16 protein-coding genes and 1 riboswitch are annotated in these 17,544 nt (G+C 67.0%); of the genes, 8 read left to right on the plus strand and 8 right to left on the minus strand.

Annotated elements, in window-relative coordinates:
* Window positions 1–13: 13 nt before the first annotated feature.
* Together G9373_RS06335 and G9373_RS06340 are read right to left on the minus strand one after the other, a co-directional pair.
* Entirely contained in the window at window positions 14–1,138 is a 1,125-nt protein-coding gene (locus G9373_RS06335) for a homoserine O-acetyltransferase (RefSeq protein ID WP_005560178.1), read from the minus strand.
* Window positions 1,135–2,418: a bifunctional o-acetylhomoserine/o-acetylserine sulfhydrylase gene (locus G9373_RS06340; protein WP_005257028.1), complete on the minus strand. Its 1,284-nt coding sequence runs from the start codon at window positions 2,416–2,418 to the stop codon at window positions 1,135–1,137. The genes G9373_RS06335 and G9373_RS06340 overlap by 4 nt, the downstream gene beginning before the upstream one ends.
* A gap of 117 nt (window positions 2,419–2,535) precedes the next feature.
* A riboswitch (SAM riboswitch) is annotated at window positions 2,536–2,656 on the minus strand.
* A gap of 274 nt (window positions 2,657–2,930) precedes the next feature.
* Between G9373_RS06340 and G9373_RS06345 the strand changes: the two genes are divergently transcribed.
* The 5 genes from G9373_RS06345 to yhjD all read left to right on the plus strand — a co-directional run bounded on the left by G9373_RS06345 (window position 2,931) and on the right by yhjD (window position 8,535).
* Window positions 2,931–4,154 (plus strand): NADP-dependent isocitrate dehydrogenase, encoded by a 1,224-nt coding sequence (locus G9373_RS06345; protein ID WP_005560536.1) that lies wholly within the window; start codon window positions 2,931–2,933, stop codon window positions 4,152–4,154.
* Between the two features lie 200 nt (window positions 4,155–4,354).
* Complete coding sequence (locus tag G9373_RS06350; RefSeq protein WP_205627376.1) at window positions 4,355–5,578, plus strand: MFS transporter; 1,224 nt, start codon at window positions 4,355–4,357, stop codon at window positions 5,576–5,578.
* Window positions 5,579–5,613: 35 nt separating this feature from the next.
* Complete coding sequence (locus G9373_RS06355; protein WP_007296656.1) at window positions 5,614–6,420, plus strand: exodeoxyribonuclease III; 807 nt, start codon at window positions 5,614–5,616, stop codon at window positions 6,418–6,420.
* A 52-nt stretch (window positions 6,421–6,472) separates the two neighbouring features.
* Complete coding sequence (gene trpS, locus G9373_RS06360) at window positions 6,473–7,507, plus strand: tryptophan--tRNA ligase (RefSeq protein WP_005256998.1); 1,035 nt, start codon at window positions 6,473–6,475, stop codon at window positions 7,505–7,507.
* A 5-nt stretch (window positions 7,508–7,512) separates the two neighbouring features.
* Window positions 7,513–8,535, plus strand: a complete 1,023-nt coding sequence (gene yhjD / locus G9373_RS06365) for an inner membrane protein YhjD (protein ID WP_272943268.1) — start codon at window positions 7,513–7,515, stop codon at window positions 8,533–8,535.
* 18 nt (window positions 8,536–8,553) lie between these two features.
* Here yhjD and G9373_RS06370 read toward each other — a convergent pair whose 3' ends face one another.
* The 6 genes from G9373_RS06370 to sdhC form a co-directional block, all read right to left on the minus strand.
* Window positions 8,554–9,834 (minus strand): D-alanyl-D-alanine carboxypeptidase family protein, encoded by a 1,281-nt coding sequence (locus G9373_RS06370; protein WP_120659313.1) that lies wholly within the window; start codon window positions 9,832–9,834, stop codon window positions 8,554–8,556.
* 118 nt (window positions 9,835–9,952) lie between these two features.
* The gene (locus G9373_RS06375) at window positions 9,953–10,948 is read right to left on the minus strand and encodes a malate dehydrogenase (protein ID WP_005564174.1); all 996 of its coding nucleotides are present in this window, start codon (window positions 10,946–10,948) and stop codon (window positions 9,953–9,955) included.
* A gap of 155 nt (window positions 10,949–11,103) precedes the next feature.
* Entirely contained in the window at window positions 11,104–11,883 is a 780-nt protein-coding gene (locus tag G9373_RS06380) for a succinate dehydrogenase iron-sulfur subunit (RefSeq protein ID WP_005256985.1), read from the minus strand.
* Window positions 11,883–13,634 carry a succinate dehydrogenase flavoprotein subunit gene (gene sdhA, locus G9373_RS06385; RefSeq protein ID WP_005256984.1) on the minus strand — a complete coding sequence of 584 codons (1,752 nt, stop codon included), beginning with the start codon at window positions 13,632–13,634 and terminating at the stop codon, window positions 11,883–11,885. The genes G9373_RS06380 and sdhA overlap by 1 nt, the downstream gene beginning before the upstream one ends.
* 15 nt (window positions 13,635–13,649) lie before the next feature.
* A complete protein-coding gene (locus tag G9373_RS06390; protein ID WP_005239887.1) occupies window positions 13,650–14,093 on the minus strand; it encodes a succinate dehydrogenase hydrophobic membrane anchor subunit in 444 nt (147 codons plus the stop codon).
* A 1-nt stretch (window position 14,094) separates the two neighbouring features.
* A complete protein-coding gene (gene sdhC, locus G9373_RS06395; protein WP_005239889.1) occupies window positions 14,095–14,499 on the minus strand; it encodes a succinate dehydrogenase, cytochrome b556 subunit in 405 nt (134 codons plus the stop codon).
* Between the two features lie 255 nt (window positions 14,500–14,754).
* Between sdhC and G9373_RS06400 the strand changes: the two genes are divergently transcribed.
* The 3 genes from G9373_RS06400 to G9373_RS06410 are packed head-to-tail and all read left to right on the plus strand — an operon-like array spanning window position 14,755 to window position 17,542.
* A complete protein-coding gene (locus G9373_RS06400) occupies window positions 14,755–15,159 on the plus strand; it encodes a cytidine deaminase (protein WP_005239890.1) in 405 nt (134 codons plus the stop codon).
* The gene (locus tag G9373_RS06405; RefSeq protein WP_120659312.1) at window positions 15,152–16,447 is read left to right on the plus strand and encodes a thymidine phosphorylase; all 1,296 of its coding nucleotides are present in this window, start codon (window positions 15,152–15,154) and stop codon (window positions 16,445–16,447) included. Before G9373_RS06400 ends, G9373_RS06405 begins: the two co-directional genes overlap by 8 nt.
* Window positions 16,448–16,456: 9 nt before the next feature.
* Complete coding sequence (locus G9373_RS06410; RefSeq protein WP_005256982.1) at window positions 16,457–17,542, plus strand: adenosine deaminase; 1,086 nt, start codon at window positions 16,457–16,459, stop codon at window positions 17,540–17,542.
* Window positions 17,543–17,544 lie beyond the last annotated feature (2 nt).

The following is a 17,544-nucleotide window of genomic DNA, read 5'->3' on the forward strand; positions in this document are numbered from 1 at the left end:
TCCGGCGCCGGTGTCAGCGTCCGGCGCGTGCCAGTTGCATCGTCTCGGAGAGCAGTTTCGCGACGGCGGCGGCCTCGGTGAGGAACCCGTCGTGGCCGTCCCGCGAGTTGAGCACCCGCAGACCGTCGCAGGTGGGGATGTCGTTGGCCAGATCCTCCTGCAGGCGGATCGGGTACAGGCGGTCGGAGTCGACGCCGCCCACGATGACGGGGGCGGTGATCGTCCCCAGCGCCGCGGCGATGCCACCGCGACCGCGGCCCACGTCGTGCCGGTTCATGGCCTCGGACAGCAGCACATACGTGCTCGGGTCGAACCTGCCGACCAGCTTGTCGGCCTGGTGCTGGAGGTAGCTCTCGACGGAGTACCGTCCGCCGCGCCACGGGTCCTCGCCGTCCTGCGGCGAGTTCGCGAACCGGGAGTCGAGTTCGCTCTCGGTGCGGTACGTCAGGTGCGCGATCCGGCGGGCGATGCGCAGACCCGCCAGGGGGATCCGGCCGGTGCCGTGATAGTCGCCGCCCTGCCAGTCGGGGTCGCTGGTGATGGCCGCGATCTGGGTGGTCTGTGTGCCGATCTGGTCGGCGGTCGCGCGGGCGCCGACCGCGAGAACGAGCGCCGACGCCACCTGGTCCGGGTAGGTGACGGCCCACTCGAGCGCGCGCATCCCGCCCATCGAACCACCGACGACGGACGCCAGCTTGTCGATGCCCAGCAGGTCGGTGAACTTCTTCTCGGCCGCGATCTGGTCGCGGATGGAGATCTCCGGGAAGCGGCTGCCCCACGGGCGCCCGTCCTCGGCGATCGAACCGGGACCGGTGGTGCCGCGGCAGCCACCGAGGACGTTGGTCGCGACGACGCACCACTCGTCGGTGTCGATCGGCGCACCCGGACCGACCATTCCGGTCCACCATCCGGGGGAGGGGTGCTCGTCGGTGACGGGTCCGGTGACGTGGGAGTCACCGGTGAGGGCGTGCTCGACGAGCACGACGTTGTCCCGGTTGGGGGACAGCTCACCCCATCGCTGCACGGCAAGGGACACCGACGGGATCACTGTTCCGCTCTCGAGCTCGAGCGATCCGATGTCGATGGTGCCGAGCCGTCCGTCCGCCACGGGCAGGTTCTGTACAGCGCTCACGGTCAAGATGCCGCCGCCGTAAGTCCGGTCTCGATATCGGCGATGATGTCGTCGATCCCTTCGATGCCGACAGCCAGGCGGACCAGTCCGGGGGTGACGCCGCTGGCGGCCTGCTCCTCGGGGGTCAGCTGGGAGTGTGTGGTGGACGCCGGGTGGATCACCAGCGAGCGGACGTCGCCGATGTTCGCGACGTGGCTGTGCAGGGTGAGCGCGTTGACGAACTTCTTGCCCGCGTCGATGCCGCCGGCGAGTTCGAACGTCACGATGGCACCCGCACCCCTCGGCGCGATCTGTTTCGCCCGGTCGTGCCAGGGCGACGACGGGAGCCCGGCGTATCCGACGGACACGACCTCCGGGCGGGCCTCCAGGTACTGCGCGACGGCGGTCGCGTTGGACACGTGTCGTTCCATGCGAAGGCTCAGAGTCTCGAGGCCCTGCGCGATGAGGAACGCATTGAACGGGGAGATCGCCGAACCGAGGTCGCGAAGCAGCTGCACGCGAGCCTTGAGGGCGAACGCAGGCGGTCCGAGCTCGGAGTAGACGACGCCGTGGTAGCTCGGGTCCGGCGTGGTGAAGTTGCCGTGGCGGCCCTGGGTCCAGTCGAACGTGCCGCCGTCGACGATGACACCGGCGATCGCCGTGCCGTGACCGCCGAGGTACTTGGTGGCCGAGTGCACCACGATGTCCGCGCCGTGCTCGAGGGGGCGGATCAGGTAGGGAGTGGCCACCGTGTTGTCGACGATCAGCGGGAGTCCGTGCTGATGCGCGATCCCGGAGATGCCGGGCAAGTCGAGGACGTCGTTGCGGGGATTGGAGATGGTCTCGCCGTAGAACGCCTTCGTGTTGTCCCGGACCGCGTCCTTCCACTGCTCGAGGTCGTCGGGGTCCTCGACGAACGAGACTTCGATGCCGAGCTTGGGCAGCGTGTAGTGGAAGAGGTTGTAGGTGCCCCCGTACAGCCGCGGGCTGGAGACGATGTGGTCACCTGCCTCGGCGAGATTCAGGATCGCGATCGTCTCCGCGGCCTGTCCGGAGGACAGCAGCAGGGCGGCGACGCCGCCCTCGAGCGCGGCAATGCGCTGCTCGACCGCGTCCTGCGTGGGGTTCATGATGCGGGTGTAGATGTTGCCCGGCTCTGCCAGACCGAACAGCGCGGCAGCGTGATCGGTGCTGTCGAACGTGTACGAGGTGGTCTGGTAGATCGGCAGCGCCCGCGCCTTGGTGGTCGCGTCGGACGTCTGCCCGGCATGGATCTGCTTGGTTTCGAACGACCAGTTCTCGGTCATGTGCTGTCTACTCCAGTGGTCTGACGAGGCGCGGACGGAGTGCTGGTTCGTTCGCGCGCAGGGCTTGTCTGGGGTCTATCTACGACAACAACAACACATCATGAACCTCCGATGTCGGACCCGCGCTTGTCACCCGACTGTTGTATGAATCAGGGAACCAGGTCATCACCCGGGGCACCCCACCGCGGTGGAGGGTTGCCGGCCAGCTAGCCGGGGCTCGTTGCTGGCACTCATGACCTGGAGTGAATCTTAGCGGCTGAGGTGGAACGACCGGAAACGGCACCGATCAGGGCCGCTAGCAGGGAAAAGTTACCCGCGAGTAGGGGTGGGTTGTGCGCCCCAACTGTTGCGAGCCGCTCGCATAGCAGTACGCTTGTCTTGTTTAGGTGCGGTCTCCCCAGGGGCCGCCGTGACCGTCTACGTTTGATAAGCGAACCGTTCGCGGACCCACTCACAAAGTGCGCCCGCAACCGTGTAACCAGGGAAACTTCCTAGGAGGACGCGAAGCACCCATGTCCAAAATCAAGGTTGAGGGCACCGTCGTCGAACTCGACGGCGACGAGATGACACGCATTATCTGGCAGTTCATCAAAGACAAACTGATCCATCCTTACCTGGATGTGAACCTCGAGTACTACGACCTCGGCATCGAGTACCGGGACGAGACCGACGACCAGGTGACCGTCGACGCGGCCAACGCCATCAAGAAGCACGGCGTCGGCGTCAAGTGCGCGACCATCACCCCGGACGAGGCACGCGTCGAGGAATTCGGTCTCAAGAAGATGTGGCGGTCGCCCAACGGCACCATCCGCAACATCCTCGGTGGGACGATCTTCCGCGCGCCGATCATCATCTCCAACGTTCCGCGACTGGTTCCGGGCTGGACCAAGCCGATCATCATCGGCCGTCACGCCTTCGGTGACCAGTACCGCGCCACCGACTTCAAGGTCCCCGGCCCCGGCAAGGTGATGATCACCTACACGCCCGAGGACGGCAGCGAGCCGATCGAGCACGAGCTGGTGAACTTCCCCGAGGGCGGCGGCGTCGTCCAGGGGCAGTACAACTTCACCAAGTCCATCGAGGACTTCGCGCGCGCCTCGCTCAACTACGGCCTGCAGCAGAACTACCCGGTGTACCTGTCGACCAAGAACACCATCCTCAAGGCGTACGACGGCGCATTCAAGGACATCTTCCAGCACGTCTACGAGACCGAGTTCAAGCCGGAGTTCGACGCGGCCGGACTCACCTACGAGCACCGTCTCATCGACGACATGGTCGCGTCGGCGCTCAAGTGGGAGGGCGGCTACGTCTGGGCCTGCAAGAACTACGACGGCGACGTCCAGTCCGACACCGTCGCGCAGGGCTTCGGATCGCTCGGCCTCATGACCTCCGTGCTGCTGACCCCGGACGGAAAGACGTGTGAGGCCGAGGCCGCGCACGGCACCGTGACGCGTCACTTCCGTCAGCACCAGCAGGGCAAGCCGACGTCCACCAACCCCATCGCGTCGATCTTCGCGTGGACCCGTGGACTCGAGCATCGCGGCAAGCTCGACAACACCCCCGACGTCATCGGCTTCGCCCAGAAGCTCGAAGACGTGGTCATCAAGACCGTCGAGGGTGGTCAGATGACGAAGGACCTCGCGATGCTGGTCGGCGGCGACCAGGGCTACCTGACCACCGAGGAGTTCCTCGGTGCGCTGGACATCAACCTCCAGAAGGCCATCGCCGAGCAGTAGGCACCGAGCCGCAGCGCTACGAACGGGACGTCCCTCACGGGGGCGTCCCGTTCGCAGTCTCCGGGTCCCGGGTGAGTCATCTCACGGTCGTTCGAGGCGCGAAAGGCGGAATCCGGGGAAGAGAATTTCGATGTGGGTCGTTGCGCAACGAGGCGCCGTGCGCCGCGTAGCCGTATCTCCGCCTAGTCGAAAGTTCTTCCGTGAGCACTTCCACCCCTGTCCGCCCCGAGCACCTCGGTGTCATCGCGCAACATCCGTCCGTCCGCAAGCTCGCCATGGTCGCGCTCGCGCTCGGTGGCTTCGGGATCGGGACCACCGAGTTCGTGGCGATGGGGCTGCTGCCCGAGATGGCGTCGAGTCTCGGGATCACCGAGCCGACGGCCGGGCACGTCATCTCGGCGTACGCGCTGGGTGTGGTCGTGGGCGCGCCTCTCATCGCGGCGCTGACCGCACGGGTGCCCCGGAAGACGCTGTTGATCGCGTTGATGGCGGCGTTCACGATCGGCAACGCCGCCACCGTGTTCGCGCCGAACTACGGCGTGCTGATGGCCGCGCGGTTCGTGGCAGGCCTCCCGCACGGCGCCTACTTCGGTGTCGCGGCCCTCGTGGCGGCGCACCTCGCGGACCGCGGCCAGCGGGCCAGGGCGGTCGCTCTCGTCATGATGGGGCTGTCGGTGGCCAACGTCGTCGGCGTTCCGGTCGCCTCGTGGCTGGGTCAGACGCTCGGCTGGCGCAGCGCCTTCGCGCTCGTGGCGGTGATCGGTGTGGCGACACTGGGCGCGATCTGGTCGTGGGTGCCCGCGCTCGCCGCAATGCGGATGTCGAATCCCCTCACCGAACTCGGTGCCCTGCGCCGCGCGCAGGTGTGGATGACGCTGATCATCGGCATGGTCGGATTCGGTGGCATGTTCGCCGTCTACACCTACATCAGCACGACGCTCACCGACGTCGCCGGGCTGTCGCGGTCGCTGGTGCCGCTGGCCCTGATGATCTACGGACTGGGCATGGTCGCGGGCAATCTGATCGGCGGCCGGCTCGCCGACCGGGCGCTGATTCCCGGTCTGTTCGTATCGATGACGGCACTCGGGGTGTTGCTCGGCATCTTCGTGATCGCCTCCCACAACCCGTACACGGCGCTGCTGCTGGTGTTCTTCGTCGGTGCGGCGGGTGCGTCGATGGTGCCCGGACTGCAGACCCGGCTGATGGACGTCGCCGCCGACGCCCAGACCCTCGCCGCCTCGCTCAATCACGCGGCACTCAACATCGCGAACGCGTTCGGGGCGTGGATCGGTGGTGTCGTGATCGCGGCCGGCTACGGCTACACGGCGCCCGCCGCGGTCGGTGCGCTGCTCGCCGTGGCGGGACTCGTGGTCCTCACCGTGGCGGTCGCGATGGAACGCCGCAGCGCCCGTTCGTCTCGGTAGCCGCGGTGTCGTACGCGTCCGCTACGGTGCTTGCCGTGCCACACATCATCACCACCGTCAATGTCAACGGCGTGCGCGCCGCCGCCCGCAAGGGGCTCACCGAGTGGATCGAGCGCACGGAGGCCGACGTCGTCTGCCTGCAGGAGACGCGGGCGTCCGACGAGCAATTGGCCGAGACGCTCGCGCCCGCCCTGGAGGGCGGATGGAACCTGGTGTCCGCGGAGCCGTCGTCGAAGGGGCGCAACGGCGTCGCGATCCTGTCCCGGAAACCTGCCGACGCCTTCCGCGTCGGCCACGGTGACGACGAGTTCGCGACCGCGGGCCGCTACCTCGAGGCCGACTTCGACGACCTGACCGTGGCGAGCCTGTACCTGCCCTCCGGGGAGGCCCAGACACCCCGGCAGGAGGAGAAGGAGCGGTTCATGGACTCCTTCGCCCGGTACCTCACCGACACCGCAGCGGCTGCCGTCGCGGCGGGCCGGCACGTCGTGGTCTGCGGCGACTGGAACATCGCCCACACCGAACTCGACCTGAAGAACTGGAAGACCAACAAGAAGAACTCCGGTTTTCTCCCGAACGAGCGGGAGTGGCTCGGGGCCCTGTTCGCCGAAGACGCGCACTGGGCCGACGTGGTCCGGCAGCTGAATCCCGACGTCGCCGGACCGTACTCGTGGTGGTCGTACCGCGGGAAGGCGTTCGACAACGACTCCGGCTGGCGCATCGACTACCAGATCGCCACCCGGGAACTGGCGGAGCGGGCCAAGCAGGCCGTCGTCGAGCGCGCCGAAACCTACGACCAGCGGTGGTCCGACCACGCGCCGGTCACCGTCCAGTACCGGTGACGGCCGGTATCTGATTCGTGTCGTCACGGCGCACGTGAAAAGATCAGTACTCATGTCGACCCCTGCAGCTCAGAAACCCACCGTGAAACCGCGGGTGCTCTCCGGCATCCAGCCCACCGCCGACTCGTTCCACCTCGGCAACTTCCTGGGTGCCCTGCAACAGTGGGTGCCTCTGCAGGACGACTTCGACGCGTTCTACTTCATCCCGGACCTGCACGCGATCACGGTGGCGCAGGACCCGAAGGAACTGCGCCGTCGTACGAAGATCGCGGTGGCGCAGCTGCTGGCGCTCGGAATCGACCCCGACCGTGCCACGCTGTTCGTGCAGAGCCAGGTGCCCGAGCACGCGCAGCTGGCGTGGGTCCTCAACTGCATCACCGGTTTCGGTGAAGCGAGCCGGATGACGCAGTTCAAGGACAAGTCGGCAAAACAGGGCAGTGAGAACGCGAGCGTCGGCCTGTTCACGTATCCGGTGCTGATGGCTGCCGACATCCTGCTCTACCGCCCGCAGCGGGTCCCCGTCGGCGAGGACCAGCGTCAGCATCTCGAACTGGCCCGCGATCTCGCTCAGCGGTTCAACACCCGGTTCGGGAAGGCGTTCGTGATTCCCGAGGCCCAGATCATCAAGGGCACCGCCAAGATCTACGACCTGCAGGATCCGACGTCGAAGATGAGCAAGTCCGGTCCGAGCCCGGCCGGCCTGATCAACCTCCTCGACGACCCCAAGGTGTCGGCGAAGAAGATCAAGTCCGCGGTCACCGACAACGAGCGGGAGATCCGCTACGACCCGCAGGCCAAACCCGGTGTGAGCAATCTGCTCACCATCCAGTCCGCGCTGTCCGGGACTCCGGTCGAGACGTTGGTGGCCGGGTACGAGGGCAAGGGGTACGGCGACCTGAAAACCGATACGGCAGATGTCCTCGCCGAGTTCGTGACACCGTTGAAAGCGAAGGTGGAAGGGTACCTCTCGGACGAGGCAGAACTCGATCGGATCATCGCCGCCGGTGCTCACCGCGCCCGTGAGGTGTCGTCGCAGACTCTGGCGGCCGTGTACGAGAAGGTTGGGTTTCTGACACCGAAGGGATGAGCACTGTGGCTGACGAACCGAGTTTTCTCGACAGGCAGCGGGCAGCGCGCCCCTGGTTCGACCATCTGATGCGGGCCGGACAGCGGTATCAGCAGCAGAAGGGTGACTATTACGCGGCGGGGATCACGTATTTCAGTGTGCTCGCACTGATTCCGATCCTGATGGTCGCGTTCGCCATCGCGGGTTTCGTCCTCGCCGGGCAGCCGGAGTTGCTGCAGGAACTGCAGGACAGCATCACCAAGAACGTTCCCGGAAGTCTGGGTGACACGCTCAACACGGTCATCGATTCGGCGATCGCGTCCCGTGCCAGCGTGGGTGTTCTCGGTCTGCTCGGTGCCGCGTACGCGGGACTCGGGTGGATGGCGAACCTGCGCGACGCGCTGACGGCGATGTGGGAGAGCCAGCGCGAGTCGAAGGGATTCGTCCGGACCAAGCTGGGCGACGCGGCCGCGCTGCTCGGGCTGGGTCTGGCGATGGTGGTCTCTCTCGGGTCCTCCGCGCTGAGTAGCGGTCCCGTGGCGCGCACCGTCGTCGAGGTGCTCAACCTCGAAGACGTGACCGGGATCGACGCCGGGTTACGCGCACTGTCGACGGTGGTATCGCTGGTCGCGACGTGGGCGGTGTTCGCCTGGGTGATCGCCCGACTGCCGCGAGAGCCCGTCACGTTCCGCAGTGCGCTCAAGGCGGCCCTGCTCGCGGCCGTGGTGTTCGAGATCTTCAAGCAGGTCGGTGCCATCTACCTCTCGGCGGTGACCGCGGGTCCCGCCGGTGTGGCGTTCGGCCCGATCATCGGTCTGCTCGTATTCATCTACCTGACGTGCCGGATGCTGCTCTTCTCGACGGCGTGGGCCGCGACCACCCGCGCCAGCCTCGCGCTCGCCTATGTGCCGCCGCCGGATCCGGCCGTCATCAACCCCCGGATCGAGGTGCACGAGGGGCCGGGCGTGCGTGGGGGACTCGCCCTGGTCGGTGTGGGCGCCGTCGCGGCGCTCGGGTTGTCCGGACTGTTCACCCGCAACAAGCGCTGAGGCGGGTGCCGCTGCCCCTCAGCGTCTGCGGGACAGCCGGCGTGCGCAGAGCACCAGCACGAGGACGACGGCCGCCCCGACGATCCCCACACCTGCCCGCAGGGCCAGCGTGTTGTCGGGGTGGTCGGAACCCGACGCGACGACGGAACTCGTCGCGGCCGCGGAATCCTGTTGCGGCGGTGCGGCAAGCACCGCGGCAGACCCTTCGTCGGCCGGATGCAGGTCCTCGAGTGACCCCACCCGGGCGTCGCGGTCGAGGGCGAAACCGTAATCGAGCAGTCGTGCCGCCTGCTCCCACGGCCGGATCGGCTGGGCCTCGGCGCCCATCAACGTCACCATCAGGCGGCGACCGTCGTGATCGGCGCCGCCGACATAGGTGTGGCGGGCGTCGTCGGTGAATCCGGTCTTGCCGCCCAGTGCGCCGTCGTAGTTGTAGAGCAGCTGATTGTCGTTGGCCAGTGCGAACGGGGGCCGGTCCTGATCGTCCGGGATCGCCGGGTCCTTCGGGAAACCCGGGAACTGCACCGTCTCGGTGGAGATCAGCTCCGCGAACGTCGGGTTCTTCATCGCGGTGTGGAAGATGAGCGCGAGGTCGAACGGCGAGCTGCTCATGCCGGGGCCGTCGAGCCCCGACGGCGTCGCGGTCCGCGTGTCGTGCGCGCCGAGGGTGTCGGCGAGGTGGTTCATCTTGTCGACCGTGGCGGCGTCGCCGCCGAGTTGCCGGGCGAGGAGGTGGGCCGCGTCGTTCCCCGACGCCATCACCAGGCCCTGCATCAACTGCCGGTTCGTGTACTGACCGTTCTTACCGATCCCGACCGCGCTGCCCTCCACCGCGGCGTCCTCGGCGGTGGCCGTCACGGTCTTGTCGAGATCCAGTTCGTCGAGCGCCACGAGAGCCAGCAGCATCTTGATGGTGCTCGCCGGCCGGTAGCGGCCGTGCGGGTCCTTCGCCGCGAGCACGTCGCCGGTGTCGATGTCCGCGACCACCCAGCCGGACGCCGCGATGTCGGCGGGCAGCGCGGGCGCGTCGTCGGGAAGGATCACCCCGCACCCGGCCAGCTTCGGCCCGCCCACCGGCTCGTCGGGCACCGACACGGCGCTCGGTGTCGGATCACCCGGCTGGGGTACCTCGGACAGGTCGATCGCAGGCGCGGGGGCCGACCGGTTGGGGCAGTTGTCGGTGTTCGGGGTGGTGAACGGTGCGGAGGTGGGGGAGGAGGGCACTGCGGGCGGAATCGCCCCGGCAGCACTCACCGAGAGTCCGGCCAGCAGGGTTCCGGACACGACCGCGGTACACACTCGACGCCACATCATCGAAGAGGCAGCGTATGCGACGACAGGTCGACTTCCGAAAACGGACGCGCGTCGACACGATTTCGTGACGTCGGCGCGACCGTCCCGGAAGACGGACGCCGGATCAGATGAAACCCATGCCCCGGACGGCGTCGCGTTCGGATTCGAGTTCCGCGACAGACGCATCGATCCGCGTCCGCGAGAAGTCGTCGATCTCCAGCCCGTCCACGATCTGCCACGCCCCGCCGACCGAGCGAACCGGGAACGAGCTCACCAGACCCTCCGGCACGCCGTAGGCGCCGGGGGAGGGCAGCGCCACGGACGTCCAGTCGTCCTCGGGGGTGCCGAGCACCCAGTCGTGCACGTGGTCGATCGCGGCGTTGGCGGCGGAGGCCGCGGAGGATGCGCCGCGAGCCTCGATGATCGCGCTGCCACGGTTCGCGACCGTGGGAATGAAGTCGCCGGTGAGCCATTCGCGGTCGGCGGCGAACTCGGCACCGGACCGGTCACCGACCCTCGCATGGAAGATGTCGGGGTACTGGGTGCTCGAGTGGTTGCCCCAGATCGCGACGCGGCTGATGTCCTTCACCGCGGCGCCGGAGTGCCGTGCCAGCTGGGCGATCGCGCGGTTGTGGTCGAGCCGGGTCAGCGCCGTGAACCGGTCCGCAGGGACGTCGGGGGCGTTGTTCGCGGCGACCAGCGCGTTCGTGTTGGCGGGGTTGCCCACGACCAGCACCCGGACGCCGTCCGCGGCAACCTGGTTGATGGCCCGACCCTGCACGGTGAAGATCTGCCCGTTCGCGGCCAGGAGGTCGCCGCGCTCCATGCCCTTGGACCGGGGACGTGATCCGATGAGGAGGGCCACGTCGGTGCCGTCGAAGCCCCGCTTCGGGTCGTCGTGGACCTCGATGTCGCGGAGCAGGGGGAAGGCGCTGTCGTCGAGTTCCATCGCGGTACCTTCGGCAGCGGACACGGCGGACGGAATCTCCAAGAGCCGCAGCCGAATCGGGGTGTCGGCTCCGAGCATCTCGCCTGCGGCGATCCGGAACAGCGCCGCGTAGCCGATGCTGCCTGCCGCTCCGGTGACCGTGACCACTGCGGGACTGGGCGACTGCGCCATGGGTGAACCTCACTGTCCGTCGGGAGCATCTGCTTTCGACACTAGCGCGGAGATTTCACCGTGGGACCGCGCGGACAGTGAGGTTGGACACGACGCAGGGCGCCCCCGACCGGTGTGGTCGGGGGCGCCCGGGAACGTGCTCGGCAGACCCGGGGTCAGCGTGCGAAGAGCAGCGCGCGCTTGACTTCCTGGATCGCCTTCGTCACCTGGATGCCACGGGGGCACGCGTCGGTGCAGTTGAACGTGGTCCGGCAACGCCAGACACCGTCCTTGTCGTTGAGGATGTCGAGACGCTCCGATGCACCCTCGTCACGGCTGTCGAAGATGAAGCGGTGAGCGTTGACGATGGCGGCGGGACCGAAGTAGCTGCCGTCGCTCCAGTACACCGGGCACGATGTGGTGCAGCAGGCACACAGGATGCACTTGGTGGTGTCGTCGAAGCGTGCCCGGTCGTGCTGCGACTGGATGCGCTCACGGGTGGGCTCGTTGCCGGTGGTGATGAGGAACGGCTTCACGGCGCGGAACGCGTCGAAGAAGGGCTCCATGTCGACCACGAGGTCCTTCTCCACCGGCAGGCCCTTGATGGGCTCGACGGTGATCGTGACCGGCTTGCCGTCCTTGGGCAGCATGTCCTTCATGAGGAGCTTGCAGGCCAGACGGTTGACGCCGTTGATCCGCATCGCGTCCGAACCGCACACGCCGTGGGCGCAGCTGCGGCGGAACGTCAGGGTGCCGTCGAGGTAGCCCTTCACGTACAGGAGCAGGTTCAGCATGCGGTCCGTCGGCAGAGCCGGAACCTGGAAGCTGTCCCAGTGCTGGCCCTCGCCGGACTCCGGGTTCATTCGCGCGATCTTGAGGGTGACCATGACGGCGCCCTCGGGCACGGGAGGGAGATCCGACTTGTTCTCGCTCTTGTCGACTGCAGGTGCGCTCATCAGTACTTCCGCTCCATCGGCTCGTAGCGGGTCTGGACTACCGGCTTGTAGTCGAGACGGATGTCGGAGAGCAGGCCGTCGCCCTCCTTGTATGCCATCGTGTGCTTCATGTACTCGGCGTCGTTGCGGTCCGGGTAGTCCTCGCGGGCGTGGCCGCCGCGCGATTCCTTGCGGTTCAGCGCGCCCACGACGGTGACCTCCGCCATTTCGAGGAGGAAACCGAGCTCGACGGCCTCGAGCAGGTCGCTGTTGTAGCGCTTGCCCTTGTCCTGCACCGTGATGTGGTTGTAGCGCTCCTTGAGTGCGCGCACGTCCTTGAGTGCCTGGGTGAGGCGCTCTTCGGTACGGAACACCGAGGCGTTGTTGTCCATGGACTGCTGCAGCTCGCTGCGGATGTCCGCGACACGCTCGTGACCGTGGTCCGACAGGATGGTGGCCATCCAGTCGTCGACCATCTTCTCGGGCGCCTCGGGCATGTCGACGAACTCGCTGTTGTTGGCGTGCTCGGCGGCGGCGATGCCGGCGCGGCGTCCGAAGACGTTGATGTCGAGCAGCGAGTTGGTGCCGAGACGGTTCGCGCCGTGGACGGAGACGCAGGCGCACTCGCCGGCGGCGTACAGGCCCTGGACGATCTCGTCGTTGTTGCGCAGGACCTCACCGTTGATCCGGGTGGGGATGCCGCCCATGACGTAGTGGCAGGTGGGGTACACCGGCACCGGTTCCTTGACCGGGTCCACGCCGAGGTAGGTGCGGGAGAACTCCATGATGTCGGGGAGCTTCTCGTCGAGAACTTCCTCGGGGATGTGGGTCACGTCGATGTAGACGTAATCCTTGTTCGGCCCCGCGCCGCGTCCCTCGAGGACCTCGAGAACCATCGACCGCGCGACGATGTCACGGGGGGCGAGGTCCTTGATGGTGGGGGCGTAGCGCTCCATGAACCGTTCGCCGTCGGCGTTGCGGAGGATGCCGCCCTCACCGCGCACGGCCTCGGAGATGAGGATGCCGAGCCCGGCCAGGCCTGTCGGATGGAACTGGTGGAATTCCATGTCCTCCAGCGGAAGGCCCTTGCGGAAGATGATGCCCATGCCGTCACCGGTGAGGGTGTGCGCGTTGGACGTCGTCTTGTACATGCGTCCCGAGCCGCCGGTGGCGAACACGATGGACTTCGCGTGGAAGACGTGGATCTCGCCGGTGGCCAGCTCGTAGGCGATGACGCCGGTGGCGACCGGGCCGTTCTCCGTCTCGGTGATCGCGATGTCGAGGGCGTAGAACTCGTTGAAGAACTCGACGTCGTGCTTGACGCAGTTCTGGTAGAGCGTCTGCAGGATCATGTGACCGGTGCGGTCCGCGGCATAACATGCGCGGCGCACGGGGGCCTTACCGTGATCGCGGGTGTGACCACCGAAACGACGCTGGTCGATCTTGCCCTCGGGCGTGCGGTTGAACGGCAGACCCATCTTCTCGAGGTCGAGCACCGCGTCGATGGCCTCCTTGGCCATGATCTCGACGGCGTCCTGGTCGGCGAGGTAGTCGCCGCCCTTGACCGTGTCGAAGGTGTGCCACTCCCAGTTGTCTTCCTCCACGTTCGCCAGCGCGGCGCACATGCCGCCCTGGGCCGCGCCGGTGTGGCTGCGGGTGGGGTAGAGCTTGGTCAGTACCGCGGTGCGGGCGCGGGGACCGGCCTCGATCGCTGCGCGCATGCCGGCGCCGCCGGCGCCGACGATGACCACGTCATAACGGTGTTCCTGCATGAAGTCTGTGCTCCCCTAGCTCGCCGAGATATTGGGGTCGAAGGTGAAGATGACGTACGTGCCGAGGCCCATGATCAGGATCATCGAGAGAACGAGGATCGTGGTCAGCCAGAAGCGCGTGGAGTCCTTGCGGGAGTAGTCCGCGATGACCGTGCGGAGTCCGTTTCCGCCGTGCAGCTGGGCAAGCCACAGCATGGTGAGGTCCCAGAACTGCCAGAACGGGCTGGACCAGCGGCCTGCGACGAACGCGAAGTTGATGCGGTGCACACCGTCGTCGAGCATCAGCATGATGAAGAGGTGGCCGAGCACGAGGAAGATCAGTGCGAGTCCGGAGAACCGCATGAACAGCCAGGCGTACAGCTCGAAGTTGTTCTTCGAGGTCCGGCGCGGAGAGCGCGGGTTGTCCAGGCTGGCGGGACGGTCGTAGGTCTTGCCGAGACTCTTGGCTTCTGTCGTCATGTCAGTGCCCCGCAAACATGTTGTAGAAGATGCGGCCGGCGCCCGGGATCATCACCAGGAACCAGATCGCGAGGATTACCCAGAGCATCAGGCGCTGGTACTGCGGTCCCTTGGACCAGAAGTCCACCAGCATCACCCGGACACCGTTCAGTGCGTGGTACAGCACCGCGGCGACGAGTGCGAGCTCCATGAGCCCGACGATCGGGTTCTTGTAGGTCTCGATGACACTGTCGTACGTGTCGGGATTCACGCGCACCAGCGCGGTATCCAGCACGTGCACGAATAGGAAGAAGAACGTCATTACGCCTGTGATCCGGTGCAAAACCCAGGACCACATTCCGGGGTCGCCCCGGTAAAGCGACCGTGTGCGCTCCTTGGCCGGAGCGGCTTCAGTCGTAGTACTCATCGAGTGCTGTGCCTCCAACGTCATTGGTGGACGTGTCGAGTCTGCGCAGCGTTGCGGACATACCACAACTGGGGACCCGACGTGATCCTGAACCGACTTCTCTGAACTCTAAACCCAACGGAAACGGGGGAACTAATTCGAGTCGGGGTTCGTACGCCCCCCGCAAATGAAGTTAGGTTTGCCTCTCCAATACGAATTGGGTCGTCCCGGGCGATTCTCTGCATCCATTCAGCCCACGTGATTGGATGGGAAACTATGGTCGAGATCGATTGGAAACTGTTGCGCGCCAACGCGCATGAGGTGATGGGCCGGGCCTACGCGCCCTACTCGGGCTTCGCGGTGGGGGCGGCGGCGCTGGTGGACGATGGACGAATCGTCGTCGGATGCAATGTGGAAAATGTCTCATACGGGTTGGGGCTCTGCGCCGAGTGTGTACTGGTCGGTAACTTATTTGCCGGAGGTGGCGGGCGATTAATTGCCTTCACCTGCTGTGACGCGAGTGGCGACATACTCATGCCGTGCGGACGCTGCCGGCAAATTCTCTTCGAGCACGGCGGCCCCGCACTGCTCGTCGACCACCGGGCCGGCGTGCGCCCATTGGAACAGCTGCTGCCGGACGCTTTCGGTCCGGAGGAGAAGGGGAGAATCAGCCATGCATGACGCCTCGTCGATCATCGCCGCCAAGCGCGACGGCAGGGAACTGTCCGGTGCAGAGATCGACTGGGTGGTCGAGGCATTCACCCGGGGGGTCGTGGCCGACGAGCAGATGTCGGCGCTGGCCATGGCGATCTACTTCCGCGGGATGACACGCGAAGAGGTGAGCCGCTGGACCACGGCGATGATCTCGTCCGGTCGCCGCCTCGACTTCACCCACCTCGGCCGCCCCACCGTGGACAAGCACTCGACGGGTGGTGTCGGCGACAAGATCACGCTTCCGCTCGCGCCGCTGGTCGCCGCGTGCGGCGCCGCGGTTCCGCAACTGTCGGGACGCGGGCTGGGTCACACCGGCGGAACCCTCGACAAGCTCGAGTCGATCCCCGGCTGGCGCGCCGACCTCGACACCTCCGAGATGGCCGAGATCCTGTCCGATCCCGCCGTCGGAGCCGTCGTGTGCGCCGCGGGCTCGGATCTGGCACCGGCGGACCGGCGGTTGTACGCGCTCCGCGACGTCACCGGGACGGTCGAGTCGATTCCCCTGATCGCCAGCTCGATCATGAGCAAGAAGATCGCCGAGGGCACCGGCGCGCTCGTGCTCGACGTCAAGGTCGGGTCGGGCGCGTTCATGAAGAAGCTCGACGACGCGCGCGAACTCGCCCAGACGATGGTCGACCTCGGGAACGACGCCGGAGTGCGGACGATGGCGTTGCTCACGGCGATGGACGCGCCACTCGGCCACACGGCGGGCAATGCGCTGGAGGTGCGGGAATCGCTGGAGGTGCTCGCCGGGGGCGGCCCGTCCGACGTCGTGGAACTCACTCTCGAGCTCGCGCGAGAAATGTTGAAGGCAGCCGGAATCGACGGTGTCGACCCGGCCGACAAACTGCGGGACGGGTCCGCCATGGACCGCTGGCGGAGGATGATCGCCGCCCAGGGCGGCGACCCCGACGCGCCGCTGCCGACGGCCCGGCACACCGAGGTGCTGCTGTCCGAGTCGGACGGGGTGGTGTGCGGTCTCGACGCCATGGCGGTCGGGCTCGCCGCATGGCGGCTCGGCGCGGGTCGGGCGCGACAGGGCGAGCCGGTGCAGGCTGGGGCGGGCATCGAGTTGCACACGAAGCCGGGGGAGACGGTGTCGGTGGGCACCCCGCTCGTCACGCTGCACACCGACACGCCCGAACGGTTCGCCGCGGCGAAAGCCGCACTTTCCGAAGCCTGGACCGTCGTGGCCGACGCGCCGTCGGTGGCCACGCCGCTCGTCATCGAGCGGATAGAGGATCCCTCACGCTAACGTCGACGCATGACCGCACTGGATCTGTCGGCCCTGCGCCGAGCGCCGAAGGTGTTGCTGCACGACCATCTCGACGGAGGTCTCCGGCCCGAGACGGTCCTCGAACTCGCCCGCGACTGCGGCTACGACGCGCTGCCCGCCGACACCGCGCCCGCGCTCGCCACGTGGTTCCGGGAGGCCGCCGACAGCGGTTCGCTCGAGAGATACCTCGAGACGTTCGCCCACACGGTCGCGGTCATGCAGACACCCGCCGGGCTCGAACGCGTCGCCCGCGAATGCGCCGAGGACCTCGCCGGCGACGGGGTGGTCTACGCCGAGGTCAGGTTCGCCCCGGAGCAGCACCTCGAGGACGGGTTGACCCTCGACGAGGTGGTGGAGCAGGTCCTGCTGGGATTCGAGGCCGGGGAGTCGGCGGCGGAGGTGCGCGGTCAGAACATCCGGATCGGCGTCCTGCTCACCGCGATGCGGCACGCGGCGCGGTCCCGGGAGATCGCGGAACTGGCGATCCGGTTCCGGGACCGCGGTGTCGTCGGTTTCGACATCGCCGGCGCCGAGGCCGGGAATCCGCCCAGCCGCCACCTCGACGCCTTCGAGTACATGCGGGGCAGCAATGCACACTTCACCATTCACGCGGGTGAGGCGTTCGGTCTGCCGTCCATTCACGAGGCCATCGCGTTCTGCGGGACGGACCGGCTCGGTCACGGGGTCCGGATCACCGACGACATCACGATCGGCGACGACGGCGTCCCGGTGCTGGGAAGGCTCGCGAACTATGTGCGGGACAAAAGGATTCCCTTGGAACTGTGTCCCAGTTCCAACGTCCAGACCGGGGCCGTGGACGCACTCGAGAATCATCCGTTCGACCTGCTCGCCCGGCTGCGGTTCCGGGTGACCGTCAACACCGACAACCGGCTGATGAGCGATACCAGCATGAGTCAGGAGATGCTCCGCCTCGTCGAGACGTTCGGTTACGGCTGGACAGATCTCGAGCGCTACACCATCAACGCCATGAAATCGGCCTTCATCCCGTTCGATCAGCGGCTGCAGTTGATCGACGAGGTGATCAAGCCGGGATTCGCCGTGCTGGTGGGCTGAGC

Source organism: Rhodococcus sp. A14, assembly GCF_011603105.1.
GTDB lineage: Bacteria > Actinomycetota > Actinomycetes > Mycobacteriales > Mycobacteriaceae > Rhodococcus_F > Rhodococcus_F opacus.

What these genes read in the sequence shown, in the direction of transcription:
- G9373_RS06340 (WP_005257028.1), bottom strand. Translation starts at nt 2,418, where the DNA reads ATGACCGAGAACTGGTCGTTCGAAACCAAGCAGATCCATGCCGGGCAG.
- G9373_RS06345 (WP_005560536.1), top strand. Translation starts at nt 2,931, where the DNA reads ATGTCCAAAATCAAGGTTGAGGGCACCGTCGTCGAACTCGACGGCGAC.
- trpS (WP_005256998.1), top strand. Translation starts at nt 6,473, where the DNA reads ATGTCGACCCCTGCAGCTCAGAAACCCACCGTGAAACCGCGGGTGCTC.
- G9373_RS06375 (WP_005564174.1), bottom strand. Translation starts at nt 10,948, where the DNA reads ATGGCGCAGTCGCCCAGTCCCGCAGTGGTCACGGTCACCGGAGCGGCA.
- G9373_RS06380 (WP_005256985.1), bottom strand. Translation starts at nt 11,883, where the DNA reads ATGAGCGCACCTGCAGTCGACAAGAGCGAGAACAAGTCGGATCTCCCT.
- sdhA (WP_005256984.1), bottom strand. Translation starts at nt 13,634, where the DNA reads ATGCAGGAACACCGTTATGACGTGGTCATCGTCGGCGCCGGCGGCGCC.
- G9373_RS06390 (WP_005239887.1), bottom strand. Translation starts at nt 14,093, where the DNA reads ATGACGACAGAAGCCAAGAGTCTCGGCAAGACCTACGACCGTCCCGCC.
- sdhC (WP_005239889.1), bottom strand. Translation starts at nt 14,499, where the DNA reads ATGAGTACTACGACTGAAGCCGCTCCGGCCAAGGAGCGCACACGGTCG.
- G9373_RS06400 (WP_005239890.1), top strand. Translation starts at nt 14,755, where the DNA reads ATGGTCGAGATCGATTGGAAACTGTTGCGCGCCAACGCGCATGAGGTG.
- G9373_RS06405 (WP_120659312.1), top strand. Translation starts at nt 15,152, where the DNA reads ATGCATGACGCCTCGTCGATCATCGCCGCCAAGCGCGACGGCAGGGAA.
- G9373_RS06410 (WP_005256982.1), top strand. Translation starts at nt 16,457, where the DNA reads ATGACCGCACTGGATCTGTCGGCCCTGCGCCGAGCGCCGAAGGTGTTG.